Here is a 22,728-nt window from a genome sequence, read left to right as displayed (position 1 = left end):
TCTTGATTGATTTGCTGTTATTAACATAATGGGGAACATTATTCCCCCTGACTTTTACTACAAAATCCCCTGGCCTAATTTATCTTTACGCGCAGGAAAAGAATCATTGTTACAAAGGCTATATTTAATCTCCTGTTTATTATTAATGCCGACAGGATTTTCAGATAAGGCAGAGCGCTGATTCAACAAATAAAAACCTTCTTCATTACACTCGATTAAATAAATGGTTATTTTTTTTAATGTCTGTAATTTTACTCTACAGCTAGACTCTGCTTTAGTTTTACTTCCTGCCAATATTCTTTTATTCGACGCCGGATTTAAATCCAACACATCTTCGCTGTACATCACTCTGTCCTGAATAAAACTGTCTCCTATATTAGAAATACTCAGTAACTGACTCTCTCTCTGAGAAAAATGATCACCGCGGTCGGCCTGCGACATCACATCATGGTTAAAATAACTAATCGTAGGACATTTCTGATCTTTTGATATCATTTTTACTGTGAAAATCATTACCTGTTATTGTCAAAATAACCCTCACCGAAACTGAGTGTCGCGGTGAGGATTGTAAATAACGTCCCTGTCCTACTTATCTAAAATGACTACCCCATAGTCATATTTTTAGCATTAGTAATTATCCACACGCGGCGTATCGTTGCCGTCACCATTTCCCCCCCCAGCCATGAGACCCGCCCCAGTAAGTTCTTGTCATCCCACCGAACTTGACAACTAATGATGGTGAGTAACCCCCAACGTGGCTTTTCCAGCACTCGCTGAAAATTTTGGTGCTTTTATTAACGGCAATATTCTCACTGGAGAAAATATTGGTTTTTGTATAAACATTCGAATTGGACTGACCGCCAAAGTCGACTCTTACCGTCACTTCCATCGGTGCGATTAATCTATCCCCTGAACTAAAGTTTAAGGCCAAATTATCAATGTTCGCGTTAACATGATGCTCCCGACCCAACCATGTCTCCCGACATGATGAATCTCTTGCCCCTGAGCTAGTGATATAAATAAGGCTACGCGATCTTAGAATAGCACTATTCCAAATAGCGGCCGGCTCTAAGGGGTACGCGTCAACCATATACTGGTAGCGATCCTGCAGATTATTAAACCCGTATGCCGTGGCAACAATCCTTAGCCTTTTTCCCCAATAGCTTTCTTTGGGTTGGAAGGTCGTTGTTTTCGACATAAAGCTGGAAGTTTCCGTTATTTCTTCAAGCTTAGCGTTGGTACTGTTATCAAATATCTGAATTACCACCTTCGTTGGCGCCGTGTATTTATTACTGCTCTCGGATGACCAGTTCACCGATATCGTATCGCGGGTAAACGTCGGATTCCATTTATTCGATTCAGATGACTGACCTTTACTCAGGTGAACTACCTTGCCGCTAATACTCGGTTTTCCGTAGATCTCCACATCGTAATAGCCGCTACTTTCCTCGTAGAATTCATTCGATGCCATGGTTAACGTCAACCGAGCCTTGCCGACAGCCTGACTATTTATCTCCCCAGTAGTAGGTTTAATATTAACGACGGAACTATCGCTGCTTCCCCAACTATATTTAGCATTAGCGGGTAGTGCCACAATAGGCTGCTCTACCGACAGATTCTCCTGATCCGTTACCTGGAAAGTCGGTTGGCTGAAGGTAATAGGATGCCGCCCTTTACTTAAGGTATAGCCAATCTTTAATTCACTCCCTTTGAATTGATCGGTTTCCGGCGTTGAAACGGTAATATCAGTCGCTCCGGGTCTGACTTGCGTCAGATTACCTTGAGCATTGATGGTCACTACTTTGCTATCGCTACTTCGATAAGTTGGGGTTAAGGCGGCAGCATCACTATTATTGAGTGAAACCTTCACCGATGGATTGTTACCTTCCGCCCAGTAATCGGCAATAATTGCCTGATCCGTCGTGAGCTGAGGATCGGCTTTATCTACCTGAAGTTCATAGCTGCCCTGAGCCGGGTTATATTGCCCATTACCGCTGGTTTGAATCGTGATAGTGACCTTGCCCGATTTATATAGGGTCACTTTGCCAACGTCATCTACCTGCGCCACATCAGGATCGCTACTGCTCCAAAATTGGCGCACGCCGACGGGAACATTTCTGGCCGGCTGCGATTGGTTAAAGGTTTTGACATAGGTCACTTGCTGCTGCGCATTATCAAAACGCAAATCCGGCGTTATTGCCCCGATGGTAATCGTAATATCTTTGCCAATTTGGGTGCTGCCCACTTTGGCACTGATCACCTGCTGACCTTTGGCGGTAGAGGTAGCAGCCGCGGTGTAATTACCGCTGCCTATATCCTTCATTGGCTGAGGCGTCACCTTAAAACCGGTCAATGTAGAAGATGAGGTAATATTAACCACCTCTTTAGGAATATTATTCCCGTAAATATCCTTCAGCTTAACCAGCAAATTGGCCGCTTCGGTTCCATCCGAGCCTATTGTGATTTTGTCACTGACAAAGGTCGACGCGTTTTGATCGATGGCGCCGGGTTTCACCGTTACCGGTATAGCATTCTTATATTGGTTACTGTTCAGATAAGCTGCAATAACCACGTCACCCGCTACGGTGCTGCTCAAGGTAGTTTGTGCTACTCCCATCCCATCCGTTCTGGATATTCGATCAAAGACCGCCGAACCTGAGATTAATTGCCAGGACACAATAGCGTCCTTCAGTAAATTACCCTCAGCATCGCTAATCACCGCGCGATAAACGACGCTGTCCTTCCCTGCAACAATGCTGGTGACGGCCGGCGTAATACTATCGACCTTTCCACTGGAAATATCAGCCTTAAGCGTTAGCGTCTGCGCAGTTTTGAACGGAGCGTCATTGACCTGAGTGGATAAACTGACGGTGGTCGCCTTTTTTCCCTGAACCAGGATCAGATATTCACCTGGTGAATTTTCCTTAGCCGCAGAGATCGTCACCGCGTCTTTCTGATCCGCCTCCGCCGATACTTTTTGCAGTGACAGCAAATTGCCTTGTTTATCACGCAGTATCACCTTCAGCGTCGCAATATCTACGCCATCGGCGGTAATGCTGCCCGGACTGAGAGACAACTCGGATTTACTTTCATCAACCGCGCCTGCGTGGAAAGGCACATTCGGCGCATCAAAGGTTCCACCGGTCAATATTAGGCTCAGTTGCGCCGTACCCACCTTGGTGCGACTGAGCGACACCTCGGTTATCCCTTGGGCATTAGTCAGGGTTTGCTGCTGGCTCAAGTAGCTGTCGGCGTTAGCACGCCAGGTCACCGGAATACCCGCCCCCAGCGGGTTATCATAGGCATCGACTAAAGTCGCCCGATAAATAACCGACTCGCCCACCATAGCGGACGCTGGGGTCGCCGTTGCGCTACCCAACATCTTCGCCGTAGCCGCATCCGCCCGTAGCGTTAATTGGCGCTGCTGCTTAAGGGTAACCCCTTTGATCGCAACGTTTAGGGTGGCAACCCCTGCTTTAGTCCCGCTGATTTTTCCTTCATAAATTCCGGTGGAAACCTCAGTAAATGCCGAGGTCTTTAAGGTGATGCCCTCCGGAGAAGAAAGCACGATCTCTTTCTGCAATCCAGTTAACAAATTCCCCTGAGCATCCCGCGCAGTCACCAGCAGCGTGGCGCTATCGTTACCATTGGCAGTAATGACCGTCGGTGACAACGAGAAGGTTGATTTGTCATCGGATACCATTCCGGTCACAAATGTAACCAGTTTGTCGGCATTTTCTTCCTGACCGTAACCTAATAGCCCGGCAATTTGCGCATTTCCGGCTTCGGTACTGGTCAGCGAAATCACTGCAACCCCTTGTTTATTAGTCTGGCTAACCGGCCGTATTAATTCTCCCAGATTGGTTTTCCAGCCTACCGCCACGTTTTCCAGCGCGGTATTTTGGTGGCTGTCTTCAACCTGAGCCGTTATTTCCACTGAATCGTTGCCGTCAGCATTGGCCTGCGAACGAGCAACGGTTACCGACTTAATCCGTACATCTGAAGCATTGGCAACCAGCCCCAGATCAATACTCTTGTTAAATGGATTTGCTCCATCGATATGAGCCGTTAAAGTATGCGTTCCCTGACGCGTTCCTATCACCTCGACCTGATAAACACCCTGACCTTTTTCGAGTTGATTGACGAAAGAAATATCGGAACCGTTTTCCGCGCTGAATCTCACACTTTGCCCCGATACCGGATTACCGTTGGTATCACGCAATATCAATGTGGCCAGCGACTTGGCAACGCCATCTGCAACGATAGTTTGTGGCGATGTGCTCAATTGGCTGTTCCCAATTTCTGCCGCTGTAGGGTCAAACCTGACGCTTTTATCCGCCTGTTCGCCATTGAACAGTAGCGCCGTTACCTGCGCATCTCCGGCCTGGTTGCCTTTTAGCGTCATCCGCGCAACACCCGTGATATCGGTGTTGGACACGGATTGATTTACTGAATTAATCGAACTGCGCCAGGTGACTGGCAAATCAATAATGGCGTTACCTTCGGCATCTTTAACCTCGGCAAGCAGCACAACAGAATCGACGTCATTCGCAATGGCCGAGTCTTTGTTATTTTCCGCCGTCAATAACACTTTTGCCGTGCGGTTATCGGCCACAGCATTCAGCGTAATATTGCGCGAATCACCATTATTCAGACTTACGCTCGCTTTTAATACGCCAGACTGACGGGTATTTAGAGAGGCGGTCGCCAGCCCTTGCGTATCGGTAACTGACTCAACGGGAATGATCGTGCCGCTGCCTTCAATAATCTGCCAGCTCACCGGTACACCAGTCAGAATATTGTCATTCTTGTCAGTGATGCCGACCGTCAAGGTGGCGGTTTCCGTATTATCTGCCACTAAGATATTTTTATCCGCGCTAAGCCGATCGATCTTGGCCTGAGTCATATCGGCGATAAAGGAAACCGAGGTTGCCGATTTACGAGAAAGCCGACTTTGAGCACTGACAATCACCTCCCCCGCTTTCAGACTGGAAGCCTCAATTTGCGCGATGCCCTGATCATCGGTTTCACTGCGAGCGGCACTCAACATAACCTGAGTATTGTCGCGCTCCCAATACACCGGTACGTTAGGTAAAGTATTCCCCTTTTCATCTTTTACCGTCGCTCGATATATCACCTTCGTGCTGCCATCAGCCACGGCCTGCGTCACCGATGGCGTAAGGTCGGTAATAAAAGAGGTCGATAGATCACCGACAAACTGGGTATCGACAGATTTCGATTGCCCGTTGACCGTCGCGGTGACAGGAATAGTCCCAGAGAGAGTGCTGGTCAGCAGCGTCGATGCCAATCCATTCACATCAGTTATGACATGCGGCGTAAGGATCTGCCCGTTACTGGTGCTAAACGTGACCTCGTGATTTGGTACTACATTACCCGATGCATCGGTAACTCTGACGCTAACACCATTGGTTTCAATATCATTTGCCAACGCGCCGTCGGAGGTCACCCACAAATTGCCATCGGTAATCTGCGCCGTTCCGTTATCGGCGGTAAGTGTGAGCAACGCCGCCAATCCACCGAGCGCCACACCGTTAATGACCGGTGTCAAACTGGCCGCGCCCGCTTCGGTTCCCTGCAATGTTGCGCGATAAACCCCGTGGCTCTCTGCCACTTTGCCTACCACCAGGCTGCTATTATCATTCAGCCCACTGATAGCAAAACTCACATCGGTTAAGCCGCTAACCAAATTGTCATGGCTATCTTTAGCGGTAAAGGTCAGCGTGCTGTGAGTAGAACCGTCAGCCACAATTGTTTCAGGTGATACCGTCAAAGTGGAATGTCCGATATCCGCATCCCCGGCCACCAGCGTAACCTTGGCCTCAGCCAATGTTATATTGCGCGTCGAAGGCGTTAAGATGACTCGCTCGGTTTGAGTTCCTGCCGTCACCGTTGCGCGATATTGCCCCACATCCACGCGAGTAAATGGCGTAACCTGAGTGCTGACTTTACTTCTCGCCTGACTGCTAATATCCAGATTGATCTCAGTATCTTGCACATCAACTGGCTGATTATCTTTATCGCGAATATTCAACACGAGATCGACAGTCTGCTGCCCATCGGCAGTTAGCTGACTTTCTGCTGGACTAAAGGTGCTGTTTAAGGTGCTGACGGCGGCTTCCGTCACCACAATCTCAGTTTGCGCGCGGGATGAAGCGTTTCCTTTTTTATCGTAAGCAACGGCGCTTAAATTATAGGTATTCGCGGCGCGTCCACCGGGTTGATAATTCGGTAATATCACGCTGAATCTATCGGCGGCCTCTTGAACAAGGCTGCCGCCGTTCATCACCAGCGCGGCGCTGTCCCATTCAATACGATCCAATCCGTATTTTGCATTCACGGATACGCCCAGTGATTTTTGTTCACCGGCATAGCCGCTGGCGTTATTAGTCAACGTGAGGAACACCACGTCTTTTTTGCGATATTCCAGAACAATATTATTGTTACGTTCAATAAGGTCATAGCGGCTTCCAGCCAGACTACGACGAACGGCCACTGCCGCGCCGTCCAATTGCTGACTCCAGGGTATTCCTGGCTGATAGGTTAGTTGGATTCCAAATCGGGTATCATTTTCGCCGGATTTACCCTGACGTTGTTCCGTGCTAAGGGTTAATAAAGGAAACGGCGTGTAATTAACGCCAGCGGTAATAGCATGAGGGTTGCTCTGGCGTTTATCTTTGCCAAATAATCCGACCTCATCGCCGTAATATTGTTCATAGGTTAATTTAGCGCCCAGCTGCGGGTAAGCAGGTAAATATCCTTCGGCGCGTATATCCCAACCGTTTGCCGGACGTTCTTCGTAATCGACAAAATCTTTAGAATCTTTCCAGTTAGTTAGGCGCCAATACGTATTGGCACCTAACTTTAGGAAATCGCGCCAATATTCCACCCCCCAGCCTAAGCGAGCATGATCGCGGGATAAGTCATAATCCAGAAAGCTATTTGTACCCACCATGTAGCTAGGCTGAAAATAGCGAATTCCCAGCCCCAAATTGGCCTGAGTCCGGCTATCAGTACGATGCAAACTACTCTGACTAAACCACAGCGTGTCTTTTCGATCTTTTAGTGGAATAAGCAAATCAATCTGTGAGTTTTGCAAAGAAAAACTTTTATCCAGATTTAGCTGTACGCGCGCGGTACCAAAACGACTTAACCATTGCTGCACTTCTTGGTTAGCTTTGCTGGTTGCTGCACCTAACGCAAGATTTGCCGCTGCATCGCCATTAGGATTATTTTGAAGAAAGCGGCCAGATTGCGAAGCCCAACTGGCAAATTTATTTTCCTTTTCAATCTGTTGTTTATTCAACTCTCCTATATTGGTTTCAGTTGTTTTTGCCGGAATTTTATTCGGCACATTCAACAATGTTCCTTCAGGCAATTTATCAAACTCCTGTAAAAAGAGTCGATGGCGGTTTAGCTGGCGTAACTCATCCAGGCTAATACCATACTTTTTTGCCACGCTTGATGGAGTTTCCCCCTTAGCTAACGTATATACCTTAGTTAAAGGTATTACATTTTTCTCCGAGGGCGGGGTTAGCATCGAGCGATTATCTGCTTTTGCAGCCATGACTGGCGTAAATGCACCCGCCAGAGGAAAAAGAATCTGTATGACAATATTTAACCAAGCAACCGGCATCGCAAAGCGCGATGTTAGTGGAATAAAAATTCCTTTAATATTATGTTTCATATTCGAGTGGACTTTCCTAAATAACTTAAGGATTTATAAAAGGTTTCTTGCTTTTCCCTATGAAAAATGAAGATTTATAATAAAACCCATGACAGCTCATAATAGCCGCACTCGAGAGATCAATAATGATTGAAAAGAAATGAGAACATAATTGAAATATGATGACTGACGATTGAAAAATTAAACTTATTTGAGCGATATTTGATATTTTTGTTTTACAGCAGAAAATAAAATAAATACAACCTTCAGAAAAATAATAATAAATATTATTGCCACATAGGATAGACTACGCATGGAATCCAGCGTCATTAATAATCACGCCACGAGAAACAATCGATTTTCTGGGAATAACTCCCTGACAATATTGATTATCGAGAAAGATAAGTACTATGCGGAAGGTTTACGTCAGGTGCTTATTGTTTTTTTCTCCCGATTAAATATACGTGTATTTTTTACTAACGACATTTACTACCGTTATCGTGCCAACATCATTTTTTGTGGAAGTTCACTATCAGAGTCAGGATTATTATCGGAGATTGCCGCTAACCCGGAGACCTCTAACACTCGGTTCTTTTTGATCCAAAATCCGGATAGCGTTAATCATCACTCACTCACTATCAATCAGGAAAATATTAGAGTCATTTCACGTAATTTATCAGTTGATAAATTAGTGAATTTGATAAAGCCAATGTTTTCCTCAATACAGTCCCGGAATGCTCTTATCGGCATTAAACCCATTACGGAAGCATTGACCCGCCGCGAGCGCGAAGTCTTAGAGTCATTAGCGCTGGGCATGACAAATTGCAGTATAGCCAATATGTTACGTATTAGTGTTAAAACCGTGAGCAATCATAAACGTACGGCAATGGCTAAGCTTAAATTTCGTAATAGCACCGAACTTCACTACTGGTTTTTACGCGGAGGATTAGCGGAACTCACGCAGCAAAATTCAGAAGCAGTTCATCCGGCAATCAATATCGCCAGAGAGCTATCGTCCAGACTTTCAGCCATGTTAAATACATCGCGGCTGATTACGGCCTACCCAGCGTTGCTGAAACAAGTTTATGCCGAAGGAAATATCACGTCTGAAATCGGTAGCGATAGACGCTGCGTCTATCAGGATAAGCTTATGCTTAGCAAGATTAATAGCGTTTCCAATTTAAAGATTCATCACCATGTATAGTATTTTTTTTGAACGATTCAAAATGGCTACGGCGAACATCAATATCCTGATGATTCTGCTATTTGCCATAGAAATATTCCTATTATCTGGCATCGGATACTTTATAGCACAATGCTTTTAGCGCTAGAGCATGTATCTGTGCCCGCGGAGAAAGTCACGCACTTGACTATATCTTATATTGTCAATAATTAAGCCGTTTCAGAGGAAAAATCTATAATTTATTACCCTCAGCTTAATCATATTTACCTTTACTCTCACTAATACAATCTTCAGAGAGTATGGTCTGAGACCCATGATTAAGAAACTCCGTAGGGAAGATCAATGTTGAGAAATTCAAAATTCATCATATTGCCTCTGCTGTGCGTCCTGAGTGTCAACACGGGAGCAACCATGTTAAGCAACCAGAATATACTTCCCTTTCAAGTTTCTTCCAGCAATGGCAATCATCCGAGTGGCTGTGATCTGGAGGAATTACGTAAAAGCTATGAAGATGCCACCACCGATGCTACCCATATCATTAAAATGGAAAAAAGCGGTTGCCATAAATTACTCAATAAAGTGAGTCGCAGCTGAAGCATAATGAATAAGAACATCTGAAGTACCAGGAAGCCTTTGAGAGTTATTTATTCTCAACTAAACGGCCCTGGTTGGGCCGTTTTACTAGGATGTTTATCAGATAAATAGGCGAACGTTAGCAATCCTGAAAAGAACCTAATCGGTAACCGCGCTGCGCAATGGCTTGTTTTAGTGTGGGAGAGGTTAATACTTCTAATTCAGTTAAACGCGGATAACAATAGCTACTGGTCATTAGGATTTTATCTATAAAGGCCGGATGACACATAAACTCAACGGAATTCACGCCTCTCTCATTGGCTTTATCCAACAATTGTAAAAATAGCTGTTCCGATATTTCCTCACCATAGAAACCGTCCTCAAACCACTGGCTGCTGCGAGAATCACCCAACGCGATTTTTTGCTGCTGCGCATAATGACGGTCAATACGCAGCGATAGATTTCGCTCGCGGGCAAAAGCGGCAACCCGTGGATAAATCTGCGGCAACATATGAACGTGATGATGGCTGTCGATATGGCTTGGCGGGCGGCCAAATAGAGCAACGAACTTATCAAATTGGCTAACTAGCTCTCCGGCAATTTCATCCAGATTCAACGTGCCGGCCTCCGCGTGCTGCCACAGAGATTTATTCAGTTCGCCCTTGGCATCAACTAAAGAAGGCATCTCAGTGAGTGGGCGGCCGTAAGTGAGGACAAAATGTAACCCCACCGGTAAATCAGGATTTTCCCGACTCAATTCCGCAGCGTGATCAATTGCTGTGCCGTTCACCATTGCCGTGGTAGAAGAAACGACTCCGTGGCGAAAAGCTTCGATAATACCGTAGCTCTGCCCTTTGCTTAGCCCGAAATCATCAGCATTAATAATAAGTAACTTCCCCATGAGTAATACCTTTCTGCGTAGCCCGCTGTCGCCAGCGTCAGCCAAAAATTAGTGGGATAAACTCTCAGCAACGCCATAGAATTTCTTACGATAGTTACCCGGCGTAAAAGAGGTGAGCTTCTTGAAGTTTTTGATAAATAATGTGGTGTCGCTGTAACCCGCTTCAAAAGCGATATCGGAAACCAAGTCATTAGTCACTTCAAGCTGGGTTTTGGCAAAATTGATTCTAATTTCATTGATAATTTGCATGGGCGTTTTTTGGTAATAACGTCGGGTCGCGCGAGTGAGATATTCCTGAGTTTTGCCAGAAAGTTCGACCATATTGATCAGCGCCCTTTCCCCAAACTGCGAATTATCATGCATCTTATCAACGGTATTTTTTAGCCACTGGGGAATATCATCGCTGGGAGCGGTCTCTTTATAATGGCTAATGCGGTTTGTGACATAGAATGTCAGTAATTCCAACAACTCCGTTATTTCATCTTCCTGTACGTGAGCCGCAGAAATCGCTGATTCGATATAGGAAAGAAAATCGCCTTTAATACGATAGGCCTGAGAAGCCACAAAACTGCGGGATAAAATATGTTTATAATGCTGCTCGAAAAACGCTTTGCTGATACCAACGTTGAGAATGCGAGTCACGCCAAACTCATAAAAACTTTGATGGTGAGACCCTACGGGGATAAAAACCACGTCTCCGCGCTCTAAAAACACCCGTTTACCGTTAATTTCCTGATAACACATTCCCGTCAATATCAGCGTATATTCATAATAATCATGCCGATGTAAACCTGTGGCACTTTCCGTTTTATTGTAAATAAATAGATGGAATTCCTTGTCGTTAAAAAGATCTTTTTCACGTACTAATCTTATATCCATTTTATTCACCGTCATTTTAATATTCAAAACGGACAAAGTGCCAACATCAACATCAACCAACTCGTTGGTGTAATTCGATCAATTCGGCAATTAACTCTCTGGCCAGCATAGCATTCATTAAATGATCCTGAGCGTGAACCAGTACGAGCGTGACTTTGGTTTTCCCTTCGCCCTGATCTGCTTCAATCAGTTGGGTCTGCACCAAATGCGCCTCATTAAGTGCCAATCGGGACTGAGCCATCATTTCTTCAGCCTGAGCAAAGTCACCGGTTTTAGCCAGCTTTAACGCTTTGTAAGCCAGGCTGCGCGCCTGACCCGCGTTGATAATCAGCCCCATAACGACGTCTTCCAACTCACTGCTGGTTTCTTCATTATCAACGATAGAATCTAAATCAAACATGATATTACTCCGTCAGTTAAAGCCGTTTTGCCTTGCGACATTTGCAAACCAATAACCACTTTTTTTCAGTTCACGGGTTTGGTCTGCCCTATTCAGCCGAACCAATCCATAACGATTCTTATAGGCATTAAGCCACGACCAACAGTCGATAAAGGTCCACAAATGGTAGCCTTTACAATTGCTACCTTCCTGTAGAGCTTTATGCAGCCAGGTTAAATGTTCGCGAATAAAATCAATTCGGTAGTCATCATTAATCATTCCGGTCGAGTCCATAAACTGCTCCTCGCCCTCCACGCCCATTCCATTCTCTGAAATATAGCAGGGAATATTGCCGTAATTTTCCTGTAGGTCTTTCAGAATGTCATACAGCCCTTTTTCATAAATTTCCCAGCCGCGATGGGGATTAATCTTACGACCCGGCATCGCATAAAAACTAAATAAATCTTCTGGGGTTTTTACCTGCCCGGCAGAAACCGGAACGTCTTTAGCCTGGATACGCCTCGGCTGGTAATAATTCACCCCAAGCACATCCACCGTTCCACAGGCAATCAGCTGAGCGTCTTCCGGCTCAGTGCGAGGCAATAAATCATGCTGGCGTAATAATTCCACCAAATCAGCAGGATAAGCGCCTTTCGTTACTGGATCGAGGAAACTGCGATTAAGCAACAGATCGGCATGATACGCCGCCGCACGATCTTCGGCGCTATCTGAACGCGGATAAGTCGGGCTCAGATTCAAAATGATGCCAATTGTCCCGTTTTGCTCCGCGCTGCGGTAGCGCCCCACCGCTTTGGCATGAGCCAATACGCTATGGTAAGCCACCGTCACCGCTCGCTTAAAATCCACCACGCAAGGGTAATGCAAGTCATTCAGATAACCGGCTTCAACCGGCACAATAGGCTCATTGAAGGTAAACCAGTGTTTAACTCTATCGCCAAACAACTTAAAACAGGCTTCGGCATAACGGGCATAAGCCTCCACTACGACTCGGTTTTCCCACCCCCCTCGCTCTTGCAGGCATAACGGCATGTCAAAGTGGTAGAGGTTAATAAAAGGCTTAATGCCGTTTGCCAGTAAAGTATCTATCACCCCGTTATAAAAGGCGACGGCCTGAGGATTCAGCTCGCCGTCACCGTCGGGGATCAATCGGGACCAGGAAATAGACGTTCTGAACGTGTTATGCCCCAGCGCCTTTAACAACAAAATATCCTGCTTATAGTTATCGTAAAATGTCGAAGTATTTTCTGGACCAACTAAGTCATGAAAACGCTCCGGGGAAATCTCATACCAGTAATCGAAGATATTCTTGCTTTTACCCTCCCGTAACGCCGCCCCTTCGGACTGCGTTGCCGAGGTGGCACTTCCCCACCAAAAATCATCGGAAAATTGATATTTCATTCCAGCTCCCAAACCTTTACGTCATAAACAGAGTGCAGCTCAAACAAAGTGTAATTATTAGAATTTCAGGCTGTTTGCGATTTCTTCTTCGCTTTCAACTTCACGGTCAATCTCGCCCTGCGCCTTGTTAGCAATAATCACGAACGGCAGATAAACCAATGTCGCTACCCCCAGGTTAAACAAACTGAGCAGTAACGCCGCAATGCTGCCGTTGGTATTGAAGAAGGCACCTAAACCGGCAGGCATTGTCCATGGCGCAATGTTGGTGATTGGCGGGATAAAACCGCTGTAATAAGCCACGGAAGTAATAATCGCCAATATCGGCTGAATCATGATGAACGGGATAAACAGCAGTGGGTTCATAATGACCGGCAGACCGAACAAGATTGGTTCATTGATCTGGAAAATACTTGCTGGAGCTGCCAGTTTCGCAACCTGGCGGTAATCTTCACGACGGGAAGCAATAAAAATGGCAATAATCAGACCCAGAGTCGCACCGGTTCCGCCGAGGAAAATGTAGGAATCGACGAAAGGTTTGGCCCACATATGGAACTCTTTACCCGCAGCCAGCGCGGCATCTACCGAACCGTATTGGGTATAGGTTGCAACGTTTTCCAGTGCGAACGGCATCATAATGCCGCTTTCCAGCGCGGACAGCGCCATGGCGCCGTGCACCCCGAAGAACCACAGCAGGGAGGAGAACATGACGTACACCCAGCCGACTACATTGCCCATTTTAGACAGCGGCGCCGAGATACTATCGATAATCACCTGATGGAAGTTGGTGCCATATTGGGCGAGGAAATATGCAATCACACCCATGATAGACAGGATGATAAAACCAGGAATAACTGCAGAGAATGAGCGCGAAACCGAGGTAGGCACGCTGTCTGGCAGGCTGATAACCCAGTTACGACGAATGATAAAGGTAAAGAGTTCAGCTACCACCAGCCCGATAATAATACCGGAAATGATATTGGCACCGCCCAGCCAGTTTGCGCCAACGGCATAGGCTTCACCCACGCTGTACGGCGTAACGGTCATAAAGGCTGCAACCGCCAGCAGCGCAGCGGCCAGAGGATCGACCTTTTTCTCTTCGGCCAGCGCCATACTGATAAAGAACGGCGTCATTAACGACATGATACCAAGGGTACCGTTATAAACGTTACCGCCAATGCCTTTCCAACCATTCAGCATGGTTATGGTATCGGCGTCTAAACGCACCCCCATTGAGTAGAAGAACGAGCCGTCGCCGAAACTTAAGAATACGTTGTTGATCAGAACAAACATCGCCCCGGTCAGGGTTAACGGCATCAGCCTGATAAACCCATTCTTGATGGCGTTGATATGCTGTTGTCTGCCTATTCTAACGGCAAAGGGTAAGATGACTTTTTCCAGAGAAGCAATAAATTGGCTCACGACAATCCCCTATTATTGTTTTGCTTTTTTTATAGCGGCCACGGCAGCTTTTAATACCCCTAAACCATCGACTTTGCCGTAGAGCTGCGCGTCGATAACTTCAACGGGTTTGTGCGGGAACATTTTTTCGATTTCACCCAACATGTAGCTGATTTGTGGCCCTAACAAGATCACATCGGCCTCTGGGCCTTTTTCTGATGCCAGCGCTTCCGGATAGGCGTTAATCACCACCGGAACTTCATACTTCTCCGCTTGCGCCTTCATTTTGGATACCAGCAGCGAGGTGGACATACCGGCAGAACAAAACAGATAAATTTTTTTCTTTTCCATACCCAACACCTTTTGATGTTCAAAAGACACAAGTTATTGATATGCCAGTTGCAATGGTAAAATTCCCTTTATCTGTACGTCATCGCGAGCCTTAGCCCACATCCATTGTCTCTGGTTGTCGAAAGTATACGGAGTTGCCAGATAAGGCAGTAATCCACTATTTGGGGTAATCGTCTCTCATTGACCTTTCAGATTGACATTCTTCACACTTCTTCGGGTTCGCATTGTGATGAACCTCCCAAAACCATCATTTTTTAGCTTTGCGAAATAAGTTTAATTTATTGATTTATAAAAAATAAAATAGCAGCTACGAAAGGAATTGCGAAAAATCCGTACAAAATTATTGGGATAAGTAAAGAAATGGCTGATACCGCACATTAACCTGCAACGAGTCTGAAATACGAAATGCTGATTTTCATAGAAAAACTATAGGAATTTCATCAATAAAAAGAGAAAATAGTAGAATTCTTAACGCGGGGCGACCTGATTCAGACTCACCTTCGCTCACAAAAGATAATTTAGCGGGAAGCGGCCTGAATTCAGAAGAATGTATAATGTATGGATTCGGGGAAATAACGCTAAAGCCGCTCATAAAATAACAAAAAATAAACTCGCCTAACCAGCCACCGCTAGCCGTTCGGCATTGGCGCATAGCGTCGCGGGTAAGTCCTGATGTCTACTTTCAAGAAAAATACGCATCGCTGGGCTAACGCATTTTCCAGCATGATGAGCGCACCGAGCAGTAATGGTTAACTGTGAAGTGGGAAAAGGCAGCGCCTGTCATGCACCAGATTGAAGCTCTCGTTCAACGGCAAAACGCGGCTACACTGCTTCCCGCTGCCCCCTTGTTACTTGGGTCGATAACCAAGATGGGTCTATCGGATTTATGCTATTTAACTAATTTCAGCTGGAAGTTTTATTTATCGATCCGAAATATCGGGGAGTCGGCGTTGGTCGTAAAATAATTGATTACGCCGTGGCGCTATATTCAATAATAACGACCGACGTGAATGCGCAAAATACGCGGGCAGAAGGTTTTATCCGCGTTTGGGTTTCCAAATCACCGGCCACTCTGAATTAGACAGTCAGGGGCGACCTTACCCGTTAATTCGTTTAGCACTCAGTAAATAAATGTCAGACACCCCATATAAAAAAGGCCGCGTATTCACACGGCCCGAATCAAATGATTAGCTCGCCCGTCACAAAGCAGCATAGGCTTTATTCAGCAACAGCAACGCTTGCTCAATATTATTGGTGTTGACGTAAACATCCTCAGAGATATCACCTGGGCGTTTTTTAAATCGATAAACTAATTTTGTGCCATTACGCAGAGCAGAAATAATTGTCCTCGACTGTTTTGCATCAAACTGGTCAGTATTAGTGAACAATGGATTTTCGGCGTCGAGCCTGAGTATCAGGCCCCGAATTGCTATAGCCGGTTTTTCCACGGAAACCAAATAACCCAAGTCATTCTTATAAAGATATAAATCGTGGTTTTCGGCGCTGCACAACGCTGCACAATTTGTGCATCTGTCATTGCATCTTTTTCACACACCACCTGCCATTCAGCGTTATTCTGCCCAACGCTCCCTGAGGCATCAGAATGGAAAAGCGTATAGTCAATGCCGTTAATCACACCATTCTCGATCGCCATAACGCGTGCCAGCTGTTTTTCTGAAACATCCTTACCTAATTCGCAGGTAATTTCACTGCCGGAAATCAAGGGAGTTTGCCCGAATAAGCTTTTCTCTACGCTGTATTTTTGCGTGGCTGGCGCATCACCGTTTTCATCCGAATATTTATCGCAGTTTAATATTTGAACTCGGGTGTCATTCTTTATCGCATCAAGTAATAGGAGTTTCTTTTCTCACACCCGCCGATTAAGAAAAATACGCTAACGGCACAAAGTGCAACTAATAGCGTAAACGGTGACTTTTTCACTTGCCAGCTCCCATCGCTTTAACTGAATAAAGAGTAACATCTAAGTGCGATTGAAGTGTAAGGAAAATTGGTGCGTTCGCTAGTGAATCATCGTTATCGATAGGGGCGGTTTAATTAACTCAGGTATCCCTTATCGCATCTGCGTGCGCCCTTAACAAATTTCCCCTAAGCGCGTTTAAGTAAGGCCGCCCGATTTCCATTCATAAATCTAATGCAACCCTCTTTATCCTGTTTTAATCCCCCTAACTACCTAATAAGAGAATGTGGAAATTTAACACCTGTATATTGAATTCCAAGATAAAAATTGGTTATTTTAGCAATTGATTGTTGAATAAAAACATAAGAAAAGGATTTACGGATGAATGCCAAAAACGCTAAAGGTGCTCAGGTTTATACACCACTGTCACTGAAACTCTATGATTGGTGGGTACTAAACATATCGAATAAATACGCCTGGCGTTGCAGTACCAAAGATATTTTATTACCTCATTTACAGCAACACATGGGAAAAAAACACTTGGATATTGGCGTCGGAACCGGTTATTACCTGGCCAATACGCCCCGAGGCTCACAGAATATTACTCTGTTGGACCTCAACCCAAACAGTCTTGAAGCGTCTAAAAATCGCGTCGGACTGCATCGTATTTCAGAATGCGTGTTGCATGATGTTTTTCAACCGTTACCTGAGCATCTGAATAATCAGTTCGACTCGGTTTCTTTATTTTATCTGCTTCATTGCCTGCCCGGTAATATGTCAGAGAAAGCGCCCGCTATTGCACTCGCCGCGTCGGCAATAAAGGACGATGGTGTTGTTTGTGGTGCAACAATTCTTGGTGAAGGTGTGGAACATAATGCCTTTGCCCGCAAACTGATGTCGGTCTATAACCAAAAAGGAATTTTTAGTAATTATCAGGATTCGTTAGATAATTTACACTCGGTGCTCTCCACACATTTCAAACAGGTGGACGTGCAATTACATGGCACCGTAGCCGTGTTTTCCGCTAAAGGCAGAAAATGCGGGAATTAAAGAGACGTTAAAAGAGAACTCCCTGCCTTTCCTAACGAAAGGCAGATTTTACAAACCACCTGCATCTGACTCTTCGGATTATGCGTATCGGATTTCAATCAAAGGCTACGTTCAACTCAAAAGACACTGTGACGTGAAGTGCGTAGAGACTCATTCGTCGAACAGAATATAGGGGTATTGCATGGCCGATAATGAGTTTACTGAAAAAACCAAGGCAGTTTCAGGCTACTTCTCGATGTTCTTCTTGATGTTGGGTATCACCTGTATCCCTTTGTTCATCGCACACAGTCAGGAATTGCTGAGACAAGGGCTGCTGCTCCCTATAATGTACCTATTAGAGCTCAGCATTATCGTTCCTTCATATTAGTTTTTCTTTAGAAAACGTGACGGCTTTGGAAAAGGAAATCTTTTATCGCCTTTTTCTGATATTGCTGCTCGTCATACTTGCCATTCAGTTCGTTAGACCTTATCTGCTGGGAGTAACAAAATCAGAAAAGTGGATGACGGATCAAGTTTCACATCGTGGGTATATTTCAATCATAAATCCGTTATTACTGATATTTATTGTTCCGATATACGAAGAGATTATTTTCAGAGGCTGTTTATTTAGTGTTTTTTCCTATTGGTTTAAAGATAATATTTACTGGTCAGCGATTATCACCTCAATAAAACCAAATGCGCCATGCTATTAATCTCAAATTCTATACCCGATAAACGGGCCGCATTTCTACGGCCTGAATACTCATCTTACCGTTTAAACCAAACCTAGCTGTCTACTTAACTGCACAATTTCATGCTGCCACTGGCGCTGTAACTCTGGTTTTTGATGCTTGGGTTTACGCGCCAGATCGCCTTCAAGTTTGCTTTCCAGACCCAGCAACATCGCCAGTAAGTATTCTTCTTCAGTTTCCTGCTGCGCAATGCTTTCCAGTTTTGTCTCAACCGGAGCCGTAGCGGCTGGCGCAGGTTTGTCGGTCAAAATATCGTAAACCGGTGCTAGATCGTGCCATTCTTGCAAACGCTGTTTGGAACAGTACCGAAGCCTCAGCCGTCGGACGCACTCGCAATGCAGTAAGCCGGAGGGAAGTTTTCAGATTGTCAGTTAGCTTCGCTCAAGCTGGTTATCGCAGCACGATACCGGTAACGCTTGAGCAGTTGCGATGACTGAGGACGGGTGAAAAAAGAAACAATTCACGAGTCAACATAGCAATCCCCCTTAATATATTTATAGTGAATTAATTAAACGATTATATTGAGGTTTGTTCTACTTTGCCAGTTTCCCCCTTTATTATGCCTGCTTATATTTTCAGCGTAGCCAAAACCCAGTTCGTGGCAGCTTACTGACCATAATTCAATTTTGATTCATGGGCCTGCAGGCAGGAATATATCCGGTCGCCTTGACTAAATCAGGAAACCGACAATATTTAGGTAGCGATTGTTACATCCGGAACGACCATCAAGAGTTTCCTCTTTCATATTTAGGTTCAAGGGAGTTGATATATGCCTATCAAAATAATGTATCCGTATCGCATGGATGCACTGGCCATTGCTTTATTTTTTTGCGCCACTGGCCCTACATTCGCTTACGACAATGTTTATGTTTTCGGCGACAGTCTGAGTGATACCGGAAATAACGGCAGATTCACCTACGATAGCAACCAGCATTATTTATACGACGAGATTTTGGCGAAAAATGCAGGTATGACATTAGTCGCGTCGGATAAAGGCGGGTTTAACTACGCCGCTGGCGGCGCCGTTGCGGTGCCAGCACTCAACCCCGCCTACAATACGCAGAATCAAGTACAAAGTTACTTGCAGCGAGTGAACGGTCAGGCCGACAGTAACGGCCTGTATCTGCATTGGGTAGGCGGTAACGATTTGGCCGCTGCGGCGGCCTCAAACCCGGCCAGCGCACCCAGCGTGGCGTATAACAGCGCTGCCGCTGCCGCAACGCAGGTACAGGCTTTACTCAATGCCGGAGCCAATACGGTTATCGTTCCGACCGTGCCCAATATCGGCGCTACCCCAATGTTAATGGAACTGGTTATTCAACAGGGATTGGCTGCCGTACAGCCTTCAGCAATACCCGGCGCTCTACAGGCCGCTTTCAGCACGCTAAATGCCCTGACTACGCCTGATAACCCCTCCCGCAGACAGGCTATTCATCAGGCACTCACCGCCGCCTCTGAACGAATCAGCTCTATTCCGCAAGTACAGCAAGGGATTGCCGTTCAGCTCATAGCTGCCTTTGATGATCAAAGCGCTCTGGCCGGGCAACTCACAGATTTTTATAATAATAGTGAGGACGCTTTGCTCGCCCAAGGTAGCGGCAATATTGTCCGCGTCGATGTGAATAAACTATTCGGTGAAATTATTAGTAATCCGAATCTGTTCGGGTTTACCAATACGGCAGTAATGCCCTGCCCGATAGGCGTTTCTTCAGCGGTTTGTACTTCGGGTCAGGCTGGCTTTGCCCCGGGCCAATCCTACCTTTTCTCCGATCATTTTCACCCAAGCCCGCAGGCGCATCAGATGATAGCCGATTATATGCAAGCGGTACTTGATGCCCCCGCGCAAGCCGCTGCGCTGACACAAGCCACGGCGGCGATGGCTCGCGACACTCGAGCTACCCTGGACAGCCGTTTCCAGCAATTGCGCACTCATAAAAATCCGCAGGACTCATTTGGCGTATTTGGCGGTTATGCCGGGCAGCATTATGATTATTCAGCCAACATTGCCGCCGGAGATGGCAATGCCACTACTCATAATCTGACCTTGGGTATAGATTATCAGTTGACCGAAAATTGGCTGATTGGCGCATTAATTGCGGGATCGAATGATAATCAACGGCCTTCCAGCCGTTACGATTATAAGGCGCGTGGTTTGCTGCTTTCAGCCTTCAGCGCTCTGGAATTCGCGGATTATGCCTGGATGAATGCCGACGTACACTACGCCAGCATGAATTACGATGATATACGTCGCAGTATGCAGATCGGCACATTAACCCGAACTGAAACCGGTAATACCGATGGCAAACAGTGGGGAGCCAGATTCACTACCGGATATAATATTCCGATCACCACTTACCTGACCACTGGCCCGATGGCGCAATTTGCGCTGGATTACAGCAATGTGTCGGGATATAGCGAAAATGGTAACGACAGTACGGCCATGCGCTTCAGCGATCAAACTTATCATTCGCAAATTGGATCTTTGGGCTGGCGGCTGGATGGCAAATTTTCCTTATTTAACCCTTATGCCGAAGTGAATTACCAACATCAGTTTGGGGATGACGTTTATCGAAGCGGTGGGGGCCTGAAATCAACTCAAACTCATTTTGTCCGCGACAGCGCCAGACAGGATAAGAACTGGGTGAATCTCACTCTTGGTGCCAACGTGCCGCTCACGGATAACGTGGCCTCGTTTGCCTCCATATCGCAGACCACCGGCCTGAGCAGCGGCGAGCAATTTATGTATAACATTGGGTTAAGCGCCCGTTTTTAATCCATTTTCTTAACATGAAGTCTAAAAAAATGAAATGGAGCCCTCCCTCATTTCAGCATGAAGCTAAATTTAGGGAGGAATCCAGTACGTCACACAGGCACCGCAACCAATGCAACGTTCGGCATTACACCAAATTTTTACCACGCCAATAATGCCGATGTCCGTCATGGCCGCTTTGGCACAATCTTTTGGAGAATCGGCCAATACCACTTTCAGTTGAGAGCGGCGGGGATAAATGACTCTGCTTCGCTCGGCGAAAGGTGATAAGAAAGTAAAACAACCCACAGAGTATAAACCCTCGTATCCCTCATTGTTGCAATCCCTATAACCTATTGAATAAAAACACTAAATAATATTCTTCGTTAACTGACGATGACAAACCTTAAAGACCGATTGTCACAAGAATCACGGTGTATCGGGGTTTTTGTGACATCTCAGAACGTTAAAGATGCCGATAAGGATAAGACCTATCCCAACCATTTTTTCAGGGATGATGCGAAGAAAATAAGCGGCATCTGACAAATTTTCGATGATTTACTATTTATATTAAAACAATATAAACATTAAATTAAATAATGAATACAGCCAATTTGACTTAAGTATAATTATTAATCTTCAAATTAATGTATTGAATTTATTTAAGTTATCAATAAATGCGTGACATGAATCACATTAATATGATTCAATAGCCTTATAATCAATAAAATCATCTTAACTTTCCCTGGTGTTGGCCATTTGGCAACCCTTACCTCGTGTAAGGGTTTTTTGTTTTAAATCCCAGAGAGAAACAGGTTACAACGAGTGAGCTCAAGTCCCTTTGAATGCCTTGAACCTCATTGCTATACGCTGATGACTGTCACTTTTGCCTATCGATCTGGATTCTCAGTAAAACACATCAAATTTGCGAATATGTTAAGTTTCATCCAAGTTATTCCCGCTGGATTATCCCCTGGCTAGCGTTCGCCGGCAGCAATAATTGCGTAGATAATGGCTTGAAGCCCGCTGCTATCTGCCACTGAAGCGATAGAATTCCCCTTTCGGTTCTTGAGAAAATACACAGCGCCAAGACACTAAAATAAGACATGTTCAGAGAGCATCACAGAAGAAGGATATGTTTGTCGGAACCACCGTTGCTCAATCGTTATTGAGACTCAGGAAATCACAATATTTATCTTTTTCGAGTTTTCCGATAAAGCGAAAACCGCAAGAAAGATACAGTTTCCTCGCGACCAGATTGATCTCTTCTATCATTAAGGAAAGGTTGAAATTTACACCCTATTCGGAGTAGCTTCATCATGGCTATTTGGGAGAGTATATTGATTGGTAAGGGGAAGAAATTTTCACCAGAAAAGATAACCCGATTATTTACCCATACCTGACAGGTTTTCGAAAATAACTATCAGGGATCACTGATAAAATTAATAGAAAGAACGATGACCGCCTTTTCCCTTATACTTACTTGATTCCTGAAAATAGCCCAGTAAGCATC

17 protein-coding genes are annotated in these 22,728 nt (G+C 45.4%); 5 read left to right on the top strand and 12 right to left on the bottom strand.

Annotation, left to right across the window (positions count from 1 at the left end):
* Positions 1–57: 57 nt before the first annotated feature.
* Both PL78_RS20390 and PL78_RS18095 read right to left on the bottom strand, forming a co-directional pair.
* The gene (locus PL78_RS20390) at positions 58–345 is read right to left on the bottom strand and encodes a hypothetical protein (RefSeq protein ID WP_120806716.1); all 288 of its coding nucleotides are present in this window, start codon (positions 343–345) and stop codon (positions 58–60) included.
* 316 nt (positions 346–661) lie between these two features.
* The gene (locus PL78_RS18095) at positions 662–7,477 is read right to left on the bottom strand and encodes an Ig-like domain-containing protein (RefSeq protein WP_158513774.1); all 6,816 of its coding nucleotides are present in this window, start codon (positions 7,475–7,477) and stop codon (positions 662–664) included.
* A 520-nt stretch (positions 7,478–7,997) separates the two neighbouring features.
* Between PL78_RS18095 and PL78_RS18090 the strand changes: the two genes are divergently transcribed.
* The gene (locus PL78_RS18090; RefSeq protein WP_064517769.1) at positions 7,998–8,888 is read left to right on the top strand and encodes a response regulator transcription factor; all 891 of its coding nucleotides are present in this window, start codon (positions 7,998–8,000) and stop codon (positions 8,886–8,888) included.
* 390 nt (positions 8,889–9,278) lie between these two features.
* Positions 9,279–9,461, top strand: a complete 183-nt coding sequence (locus PL78_RS18085) for a hypothetical protein (protein WP_064517766.1) — start codon at positions 9,279–9,281, stop codon at positions 9,459–9,461.
* Positions 9,462–9,579: 118 nt separating this feature from the next.
* Here the strand turns inward: PL78_RS18085 and chbG are convergent, their stop codons facing one another.
* The 8 genes from chbG to PL78_RS18040 all read right to left on the bottom strand — a co-directional run bounded on the left by chbG (position 9,580) and on the right by PL78_RS18040 (position 16,490).
* A complete protein-coding gene (chbG, locus tag PL78_RS18080; protein ID WP_064517765.1) occupies positions 9,580–10,341 on the bottom strand; it encodes a chitin disaccharide deacetylase in 762 nt (253 codons plus the stop codon).
* Between the two features lie 48 nt (positions 10,342–10,389).
* Positions 10,390–11,220 (bottom strand): transcriptional regulator ChbR, encoded by an 831-nt coding sequence (chbR, locus tag PL78_RS18075; RefSeq protein ID WP_064518549.1) that lies wholly within the window; start codon positions 11,218–11,220, stop codon positions 10,390–10,392.
* A gap of 52 nt (positions 11,221–11,272) precedes the next feature.
* On the bottom strand, positions 11,273–11,620 hold the full coding sequence (gene chbA, locus PL78_RS18070; RefSeq protein ID WP_064517762.1) for a PTS N,N'-diacetylchitobiose transporter subunit IIA: 348 nt from the start codon (positions 11,618–11,620) through the stop codon (positions 11,273–11,275).
* A 12-nt stretch (positions 11,621–11,632) separates the two neighbouring features.
* On the bottom strand, positions 11,633–13,018 hold the full coding sequence (locus PL78_RS18065; protein ID WP_064517760.1) for a glycoside hydrolase family 1 protein: 1,386 nt from the start codon (positions 13,016–13,018) through the stop codon (positions 11,633–11,635).
* A 57-nt stretch (positions 13,019–13,075) separates the two neighbouring features.
* Complete coding sequence (gene chbC, locus PL78_RS18060; protein ID WP_064517758.1) at positions 13,076–14,437, bottom strand: PTS N,N'-diacetylchitobiose transporter subunit IIC; 1,362 nt, start codon at positions 14,435–14,437, stop codon at positions 13,076–13,078.
* Positions 14,438–14,449: 12 nt separating this feature from the next.
* Positions 14,450–14,767, bottom strand: coding sequence for a PTS sugar transporter subunit IIB (locus PL78_RS18055; RefSeq protein WP_049596361.1), 318 nt, complete (start codon positions 14,765–14,767; stop codon positions 14,450–14,452).
* A gap of 1,199 nt (positions 14,768–15,966) precedes the next feature.
* Positions 15,967–16,215 carry a hypothetical protein gene (locus PL78_RS18045; RefSeq protein ID WP_064517753.1) on the bottom strand — a complete coding sequence of 83 codons (249 nt, stop codon included), beginning with the start codon at positions 16,213–16,215 and terminating at the stop codon, positions 15,967–15,969.
* Positions 16,197–16,490, bottom strand: coding sequence for a hypothetical protein (locus tag PL78_RS18040; RefSeq protein ID WP_064517751.1), 294 nt, complete (start codon positions 16,488–16,490; stop codon positions 16,197–16,199). Before PL78_RS18040 ends, PL78_RS18045 begins: the two co-directional genes overlap by 19 nt.
* Before the next feature lie 576 nt (positions 16,491–17,066).
* Here PL78_RS18040 and PL78_RS18035 point away from each other — a divergent pair.
* Both PL78_RS18035 and PL78_RS21140 read left to right on the top strand, forming a co-directional pair.
* Complete coding sequence (locus PL78_RS18035) at positions 17,067–17,735, top strand: class I SAM-dependent methyltransferase (protein ID WP_064517749.1); 669 nt, start codon at positions 17,067–17,069, stop codon at positions 17,733–17,735.
* A gap of 500 nt (positions 17,736–18,235) precedes the next feature.
* Positions 18,236–18,427 carry a CPBP family glutamic-type intramembrane protease gene (locus PL78_RS21140; RefSeq protein WP_371112920.1) on the top strand — a complete coding sequence of 64 codons (192 nt, stop codon included), beginning with the start codon at positions 18,236–18,238 and terminating at the stop codon, positions 18,425–18,427.
* 62 nt (positions 18,428–18,489) lie between these two features.
* On the opposite strand, the gene PL78_RS18025 is transcribed toward PL78_RS21140, so the two are convergent.
* A complete protein-coding gene (locus tag PL78_RS18025) occupies positions 18,490–18,714 on the bottom strand; it encodes a hypothetical protein (RefSeq protein ID WP_143711280.1) in 225 nt (74 codons plus the stop codon).
* 521 nt (positions 18,715–19,235) lie between these two features.
* Between PL78_RS18025 and PL78_RS18020 the strand changes: the two genes are divergently transcribed.
* Positions 19,236–21,239 carry an autotransporter outer membrane beta-barrel domain-containing protein gene (locus PL78_RS18020; RefSeq protein ID WP_064517743.1) on the top strand — a complete coding sequence of 668 codons (2,004 nt, stop codon included), beginning with the start codon at positions 19,236–19,238 and terminating at the stop codon, positions 21,237–21,239.
* 69 nt (positions 21,240–21,308) lie between these two features.
* Here the strand turns inward: PL78_RS18020 and PL78_RS18015 are convergent, their stop codons facing one another.
* Positions 21,309–21,524, bottom strand: a complete 216-nt coding sequence (locus PL78_RS18015; protein ID WP_064517742.1) for a hypothetical protein — start codon at positions 21,522–21,524, stop codon at positions 21,309–21,311.
* Between the last annotated feature and the right edge of the window lie 1,204 nt (positions 21,525–22,728).

This window comes from Yersinia entomophaga, assembly GCF_001656035.1.
GTDB lineage: Bacteria > Pseudomonadota > Gammaproteobacteria > Enterobacterales > Enterobacteriaceae > Yersinia > Yersinia entomophaga.
Note: the sequence above shows the minus strand (reverse complement) of the source record. Positions and strands in the feature narration are given on the sequence as shown.

What these genes read in the sequence shown, in the direction of transcription:
- PL78_RS21140 (WP_371112920.1), top strand. Translation starts at nt 18,236, where the DNA reads ATGACGGATCAAGTTTCACATCGTGGGTATATTTCAATCATAAATCCG.
- PL78_RS18090 (WP_064517769.1), top strand. Translation starts at nt 7,998, where the DNA reads ATGGAATCCAGCGTCATTAATAATCACGCCACGAGAAACAATCGATTT.
- chbA (WP_064517762.1), bottom strand. Translation starts at nt 11,620, where the DNA reads ATGTTTGATTTAGATTCTATCGTTGATAATGAAGAAACCAGCAGTGAG.
- chbG (WP_064517765.1), bottom strand. Translation starts at nt 10,341, where the DNA reads ATGGGGAAGTTACTTATTATTAATGCTGATGATTTCGGGCTAAGCAAA.
- PL78_RS20390 (WP_120806716.1), bottom strand. Translation starts at nt 345, where the DNA reads ATGTACAGCGAAGATGTGTTGGATTTAAATCCGGCGTCGAATAAAAGA.
- PL78_RS18035 (WP_064517749.1), top strand. Translation starts at nt 17,067, where the DNA reads ATGAATGCCAAAAACGCTAAAGGTGCTCAGGTTTATACACCACTGTCA.
- PL78_RS18020 (WP_064517743.1), top strand. Translation starts at nt 19,236, where the DNA reads ATGCCTATCAAAATAATGTATCCGTATCGCATGGATGCACTGGCCATT.
- PL78_RS18085 (WP_064517766.1), top strand. Translation starts at nt 9,279, where the DNA reads ATGTTAAGCAACCAGAATATACTTCCCTTTCAAGTTTCTTCCAGCAAT.
- PL78_RS18065 (WP_064517760.1), bottom strand. Translation starts at nt 13,018, where the DNA reads ATGAAATATCAATTTTCCGATGATTTTTGGTGGGGAAGTGCCACCTCG.
- chbR (WP_064518549.1), bottom strand. Translation starts at nt 11,220, where the DNA reads ATGGATATAAGATTAGTACGTGAAAAAGATCTTTTTAACGACAAGGAA.
- PL78_RS18055 (WP_049596361.1), bottom strand. Translation starts at nt 14,767, where the DNA reads ATGGAAAAGAAAAAAATTTATCTGTTTTGTTCTGCCGGTATGTCCACC.